Below are 5,465 nucleotides of genomic sequence, written 5' to 3'. Positions count from 1 at the left end.
GAGGTCGTTCAAGGCCTGCAGAGCGGCCGCTTCGTTGACAGCCTCGTAGATCGGCCGGAGAGACTTCATGACGGACTTGCGGTCATTCTGGGCGACGAAACGCATGGACGCTCGAATGAGGTGCACGACGCAGGTTTGGACGATCGCTTTCGGCCACACGTTGTTGATCGCGTCAGCCAAACCGGTCAGACCGTCGCAACAGACGATCATCACATCGTTCAGGCCACGGTTGACCAGCTCGTTGAGGACGTTCTGCCAGAACTTCGCCCCCTCGTTCTCGGCGATCCAGATGCCCAGGACGTGCTTGAACCCGTCCATGTCGACCCCGATGACCAGGTGAGCCGCCCGGTTATCGACCGTCCCGCCCTCACGGATCTTCACCACGACCGCGTCGATATACAGAATGGGATAAACAGCATCAAGCGGACGCGTCTGCCATTGGACGATTTCATCCTGCACCACATCGGTGACATTCGAGACCAGCCCCGGAGAAACCTCCGCGCCATACACCTCGGCCAAATGTTCCTTGATATCACGAGTCGTCATTCCTCGCGCGTACAACGACAAAATCATGTCATCGACGGAACCCAAACGTCGAGTCCTTTTCGGAACAATTTTCGGCTCGAAAGTGCCGACCCGATCCCGAGGCACACTCAATTGCACCGGACCCGAATTGGTGATCACGCTCTTGCCGGTCGAGCCATTCCGGGAATTCCCGGAACCGTGACCCGACGCGTCGCCTTTCTCATAACCGAGATGATCAGCCATCTCGATCTGCAACGCACGCTCCAGCACAGCCTTCGTCATCCGACTGAACAAACCCTGCGCGCCGTCCAGACCCATTCCCGAGGCCTCGACGTCGGCGAGCAAGGAATCGATCGCCGACGGCGACAACAACTCCGCCACCCGCCGCGCCGCCGCGTCCCGCTGCTCGCCTACCACGACATCCTCGACCAACCCAGCCGACTCAGCCACCATCTTCTCGCTCACTCAGAGTATCCGTTCCTGGAAGGCAAGACCCCTGTCCGCCTACCGGTCAGGTCACCCGCTCACACAGAAGATCAAACACCCTCACCGGCGCAAGGACTGGGTGGAGAAGACCAGCACCCGCCTCGCCCGCGAGTTCGACGTGATCGCGGTCGAGGACCTCAAGATCACCAACATGACCAAGTCGGCGAAGGGCACCCGCGCGGCACCCGGCTGCCGTGTGCGGCAGAAGGCCGGTCTGAACCGGGGAATCCTCGCCAACGGGTGGGGGCAATCGGTGACCCGCTTGGAGCACAAGGCTCCGGGCCGGGTGATGAAGATCGACCCGCGATACACGAGTCAGCGTTGCTCGGCGTGCGGGATCGTGGACCGGGAGGCGCGCGAGAGCCAAGCCGCCTACCGGTGCCGGTCTTGCGGCTTTGCCTGCAATGCTGATGTGAACGCGGCGCTGAATATTCGATTCGCGGCAGGGCATGCCGTGACTGCACGGGGAGGCTCGCCGTTGGGCGGGCCTGCGAACCGTGAACCCCAACGCGATCTCCTCCTCGTGGGGTAGTCGCTGTTGGAATTCCCGGCCTTCAGGCGGGGGAGGATGTCAAGTTCCTAGGTTGTGGCGGGGTCAGCCAAGCAGAGCACCTGCGGCGAAACACAAGGGAAACTTCGTGGAAATCGAACCGCGGGTCCCGGCGGTTAGCGTGGGGGCCCCTTGGATCGCAACCGGCCGGTGAGGCAGACGGTGACGCAGAGCACCTTCGATGGACGCGGCAAGCGCAGGCGCCGGGCCGAAGTCGGCCGCACCGGCGCCCGGTTCGGCCCCGTCGGCGCATGGCGGGACGAGACGGAGCCGGTGGAGCCGTCGTTCGTCGAGCCGGACCCGGAGTCGCCGATCGGATTGACCGGCGCGCGGTTCGGGGGTGGGCGGGCGAAGGCGAAACGCCCGGAGCCGGAGCTGATCGACTTCGACACCGAGCCCGAACCTGTTGTCGGGTTCGATGAGCCTCAGCCCAAGCCGATCCCCGAGGAGTACCTCGACTGGGTGCACCGGCCCGAGTCGCACGCACTGGTCCGGCCCTACGCGTGGACCGGCGGCCGCACCCGCAGCGGCACCCCGTTGGCGATCGAGGCGATCGTGCAGACCGCGGGCCCCGCGCCGACCTGGGAAGCGCGGACGATCACCGAGCTGTGCACGACCCCGCGGTCGGTCGCCGAGGTCGCCGCGCTGCTGTCGGTCCCGCTGGGCGTGGCCCGAGTGCTGATCGGCGACCTCGCCGACCAAGGCGTCCTTGTCGTCGAGCGGGTCGCGGGGAATGTCCCCGACCTGGAAATCCTCGGCCGAGTCCTGGCGGGGCTTCACAACCTGTAAAGGTGCCCTAAGGGGACCGTGATGGCGGCCGACCATGGTGGCCCACCATCCGTACCATTTACCCGCCAGGTGACCCCAACAAAAAATTTCGGGGAGGCGGACGAGTGCACACGCATGATGGGATTGATTGGACCAGCAGGCTCGTTGCGATGCGGCGGACCGACGAGGTCGAGGCCGAGGTCAACAGCTGGGTCGCCGACCGCCTGGTCGACCAGCTCCCCGATGGTGCGACGGTGATCGACGTCGGCTCCGGTTCCGGCGGCATGAGCGCGGCTTTCGCGGCGGCCCTCGCAGTGCGCGGCGGTGGGCGGATCGTGTTGGTCGACGCCGTTCCCGAGTTGCAGACCGCGGCAGGCGAAGCCGTCGCGGCGGTCGCTGGGGACAAGGTCGAACTCGTCGCCGTGCTCGCCGACGCCGCCGATCCGGCCCTCGCCGAGCAGGTTCCCGCCGGTGACCTGGTGTGGGCCTCCCGGGTGCTGCACCACCTGCCGGATGAACGCCAGGGCATCGCCGGGCTGGTCCGGCTGCTGAAGCCGGGTGGCAGCCTCGCCCTCGCCGAGGGCGGTCTCACCACCCGGTGCCTGCCATGGGACATCGGCCTGGGCGAGCCCGGCCTGCAGGACCGGCTGACCGCCGCGCAGACCACGTGGTTCGCCGAGATGCGCGCGGGGATCGAGGGCGCGGTGCGGATGCCTTATGGCTGGAACCGCGCGCTGGCCGAGGCGGGCCTCACCGACGTGGGCGCGTTCAGCTACCTGGTGGACCTGCCCGCTCCCGCCTCGCCCGCGGTGCGGGAGTCGGTCGCACACTGGCTGGCCTGGATGGCCAAGGTGGGCGAAGATCGGCTCTCGGCGTCCGATCTCGACGCGCTTGCCCGGCTGATGGACCCGGACGGCCCCGACTGGGTGGGCCACCGCGACGACGTGTTCGTGCTCAGCGCGAACACCATTCACCAGGGCCGCCTGGCGTAGCGTCAGGTGCCATGACCGACGAACCCGCCGCGACGTGCTCGCTCTGCGGAAAGTCGCGCGCGGACGCGTCGCCCGTCGAGGCGCTGGCCTGGTCGTCGGAGACCGACGCCCGCGGCACGCGCTGGCTGTGCCCGGCGTGCGCGCGCACCCATGTGCGCGACATCGAGGGCAAGTTGCCCGCCGAGTACTGGTGATCAGTCCAGGTCGGCGAATCCGGGCTGCCAGCGGGAGATGATCTCGCGCATGCCGACCTCGGCGTCGAGCTGGCACAGGATGCCGGTGGCGCCCGCGGTGACGCGCTGGACCAGCAGGTAGTGCGGCGGCAGGTTGAGCGAGCGGCCGGTCTTGAAGTCCTGGCCGCGCAGGTCGCCGACCCGTTCGGCCTGGCGCTGCATCCAGCGTCGGGTGAAGTGGAACATCTCGACTGCGGCGGGCTCGGCGAACGGAGCCAGGTAGGCGAGGACGTCCTCGGCCTCGATCTTCATGCCCGTGCGGACGAAGCCCTCGTCGCGCATCAGCTGCAGGAGCCGGTCGGAGTTCCCGTCGAGGGACAGGCGGGTCATCATTCCCAGCGGCCTGGGCAGGCCCTCGGGCAGCCGGGCGACGGCGCCGAAGTCGATGACGCAGAGCTTGCCGTCGGGGGTGATCATGAAGTTGCCGGGATGCGGGTCGGAGTGGAGCAGCCCGGCCCGCGCCGGTGAGGAGAAGTGGAACTCGCACAGCAGTCGCCCGGCGTGGTCGCGCTCGGCTTTGTCGCCGTCGCGGATGATCCTGGCCAGCGGCTTGCCGTCGACCCACTCGGTGACCGTGACCTTGGGGGCGCTCGCCACGACCTTCGGGACCAGCACCTTCTCGTCGCCGTCGAAGGCCTTGGCGAACGCCCGCTGGTTGTCGGCCTCGGCGCGGTAGTCGAGTTCCTCGGTCATCCGGTCGGACAGCTCGCGCAGCAGCGGCTTGACCTCAAGGCCCGGCACGAACGGCTGGAACAGCCTGCTGAACCGCTGCAGCTGCCGCAAATCGGAGAGCAGCGCCTCGTCGGCGCCCGGGTACTGGACCTTGACCGCGACAACGCGGCCGTCGTGCCACGTCGCCTTGTGGACCTGCCCGATGCTGGCGGCGGCCGCGGGCGCGTCGTCGAAGTCGGCGAACCGGTCGGCCCACCCGCGACCCAACTGCTGGGCGAGGACCCGGTGCGTCGCAGCCTTCGTCATCGGGGGCGCCGCCGACTGCAGCTTGGTGAGCGCCTCGCGGTAGGGCTCCGCCATCTCGTCGGGCACCGCCGCCTCGAACACCGACAGCGCCTGGCCGAACTTCATCGCTCCACCCTTGAGCTGCCCCAGGACGGCGAAGAGCTGCTCGGCCGTGCGCGCGGACAACTCGGCGCTGACCTCGTCGGCGCTCTGCCCGGCCAGCCGCTTCCCCCAGCCGCCGACAGCCCGCCCGGCCACCCCCAGGGGAATGCTGGCGAGCCGTGCCGTGCGCGCGGCGGTCTTGCGTGGCATCTCGGTCACGCTCCGATTGTCCCTTGTCATGGGGCGGAGGCGCAGCTGATTGCGGCAGGGGCAACTCCGCGCCGTGTCGACCGGGCCTCACCCGCGCTCTCGCACCGGCGCCGCGCCGCAGGCGCAATGGGGGTGTGGCGGCCACTCGCGGTGGGCGATCGTCGCGTCGACCGGGTCGATTTCCAGGCTCCGCGTGCACACCGCCGGAGGGTGCGGCCCGGGGGAGGCGAGCCAGCGCAGTGCCGCCAGGACTTGGGCGGCGGCCAGGCCCGCGGTGGCGTGGACGGCGGCGAGGTCGGCCAGCTGCGGGCGGCCCGCGAGCTGGGCCGCGATGATCGGCCAGCACTTGTCGTAGTCGGTTCGGTGGAGATCGGCGCAGGTCAGGCAGGCTGTGGCGGCGGGGATGACCAGCGGCCCGACGATGCCGACGCCGTCGCGGACGCGGATCGGCAGGTGCGGGATGCCCTGTTCGACCAACCGCGCGACGACCGCCGGGTCGGGGACCAAGGCGTCGGTCAGCAACGCCAGGTCAGGCTGGGCGCGGGTGTCGCGCACGGCGGGGTCGACCCGCTGGATCGCGTCGCGCGCGGCCGCCGCGCGCTCACGGCCGACGTCCTCGGCGGTGAATCCCGCTCCCACGTC

Annotated in this window: 7 protein-coding genes; 4 read left to right on the top strand and 3 right to left on the bottom strand. The window is 69.0% G+C overall.

Annotated features, from left to right (window positions below; translation table 11 throughout):
* Positions 1–906, bottom strand: a 906-nt coding sequence (locus ACRDSQ_RS14980) for an IS256 family transposase (RefSeq protein WP_431421735.1), incomplete at its 3' end; no start/stop codon positions are given.
* 184 nt (positions 907–1,090) lie between these two features.
* On the opposite strand from ACRDSQ_RS14980, the gene ACRDSQ_RS14975 reads away from it, so the two are divergent.
* The 4 genes from ACRDSQ_RS14975 (at position 1,091) to ACRDSQ_RS14960 (ending at position 3,515) form a co-directional block, all read left to right on the top strand.
* The gene (locus tag ACRDSQ_RS14975) at positions 1,091–1,543 is read left to right on the top strand and encodes an RNA-guided endonuclease InsQ/TnpB family protein (protein ID WP_431421733.1); all 453 of its coding nucleotides are present in this window, start codon (positions 1,091–1,093) and stop codon (positions 1,541–1,543) included.
* Between the two features lie 180 nt (positions 1,544–1,723).
* The gene (locus tag ACRDSQ_RS14970) at positions 1,724–2,350 is read left to right on the top strand and encodes a DUF742 domain-containing protein (RefSeq protein ID WP_431421732.1); all 627 of its coding nucleotides are present in this window, start codon (positions 1,724–1,726) and stop codon (positions 2,348–2,350) included.
* 149 nt (positions 2,351–2,499) lie between these two features.
* On the top strand, positions 2,500–3,321 hold the full coding sequence (locus tag ACRDSQ_RS14965) for a class I SAM-dependent methyltransferase (protein WP_431421731.1): 822 nt from the start codon (positions 2,500–2,502) through the stop codon (positions 3,319–3,321).
* Positions 3,322–3,332: 11 nt separating this feature from the next.
* Positions 3,333–3,515 carry a hypothetical protein gene (locus ACRDSQ_RS14960; RefSeq protein ID WP_431421730.1) on the top strand — a complete coding sequence of 61 codons (183 nt, stop codon included), beginning with the start codon at positions 3,333–3,335 and terminating at the stop codon, positions 3,513–3,515.
* On the opposite strand, the gene ACRDSQ_RS14955 is transcribed toward ACRDSQ_RS14960, so the two are convergent.
* Both ACRDSQ_RS14955 and ACRDSQ_RS14950 read right to left on the bottom strand, forming a co-directional pair.
* Positions 3,516–4,823 (bottom strand): ABC1 kinase family protein, encoded by a 1,308-nt coding sequence (locus ACRDSQ_RS14955; RefSeq protein WP_431421734.1) that lies wholly within the window; start codon positions 4,821–4,823, stop codon positions 3,516–3,518.
* 87 nt (positions 4,824–4,910) lie between these two features.
* A partial coding sequence (locus ACRDSQ_RS14950; protein ID WP_431421729.1) for a TOMM precursor leader peptide-binding protein occupies positions 4,911–5,465 on the bottom strand: 555 nt, incomplete at its 5' end.

The organism is Actinokineospora sp. (genome assembly GCF_050699995.1).
In the GTDB taxonomy this organism is placed as follows: Bacteria; Actinomycetota; Actinomycetes; order Mycobacteriales; family Pseudonocardiaceae; genus Actinokineospora.
Note: the sequence above shows the minus strand (reverse complement) of the source record. Positions and strands in the feature narration are given on the sequence as shown.

Bases quoted from the DNA above. Each gene is read 5' to 3' on its own strand.
- ACRDSQ_RS14960 (WP_431421730.1), top strand. From the start codon at position 3,333: ATGACCGACGAACCCGCCGCGACGTGCTCGCTCTGCGGAAAGTCGCGC.
- ACRDSQ_RS14955 (WP_431421734.1), bottom strand. From the start codon at position 4,823: ATGCCACGCAAGACCGCCGCGCGCACGGCACGGCTCGCCAGCATTCCC.
- ACRDSQ_RS14965 (WP_431421731.1), top strand. From the start codon at position 2,500: ATGCGGCGGACCGACGAGGTCGAGGCCGAGGTCAACAGCTGGGTCGCC.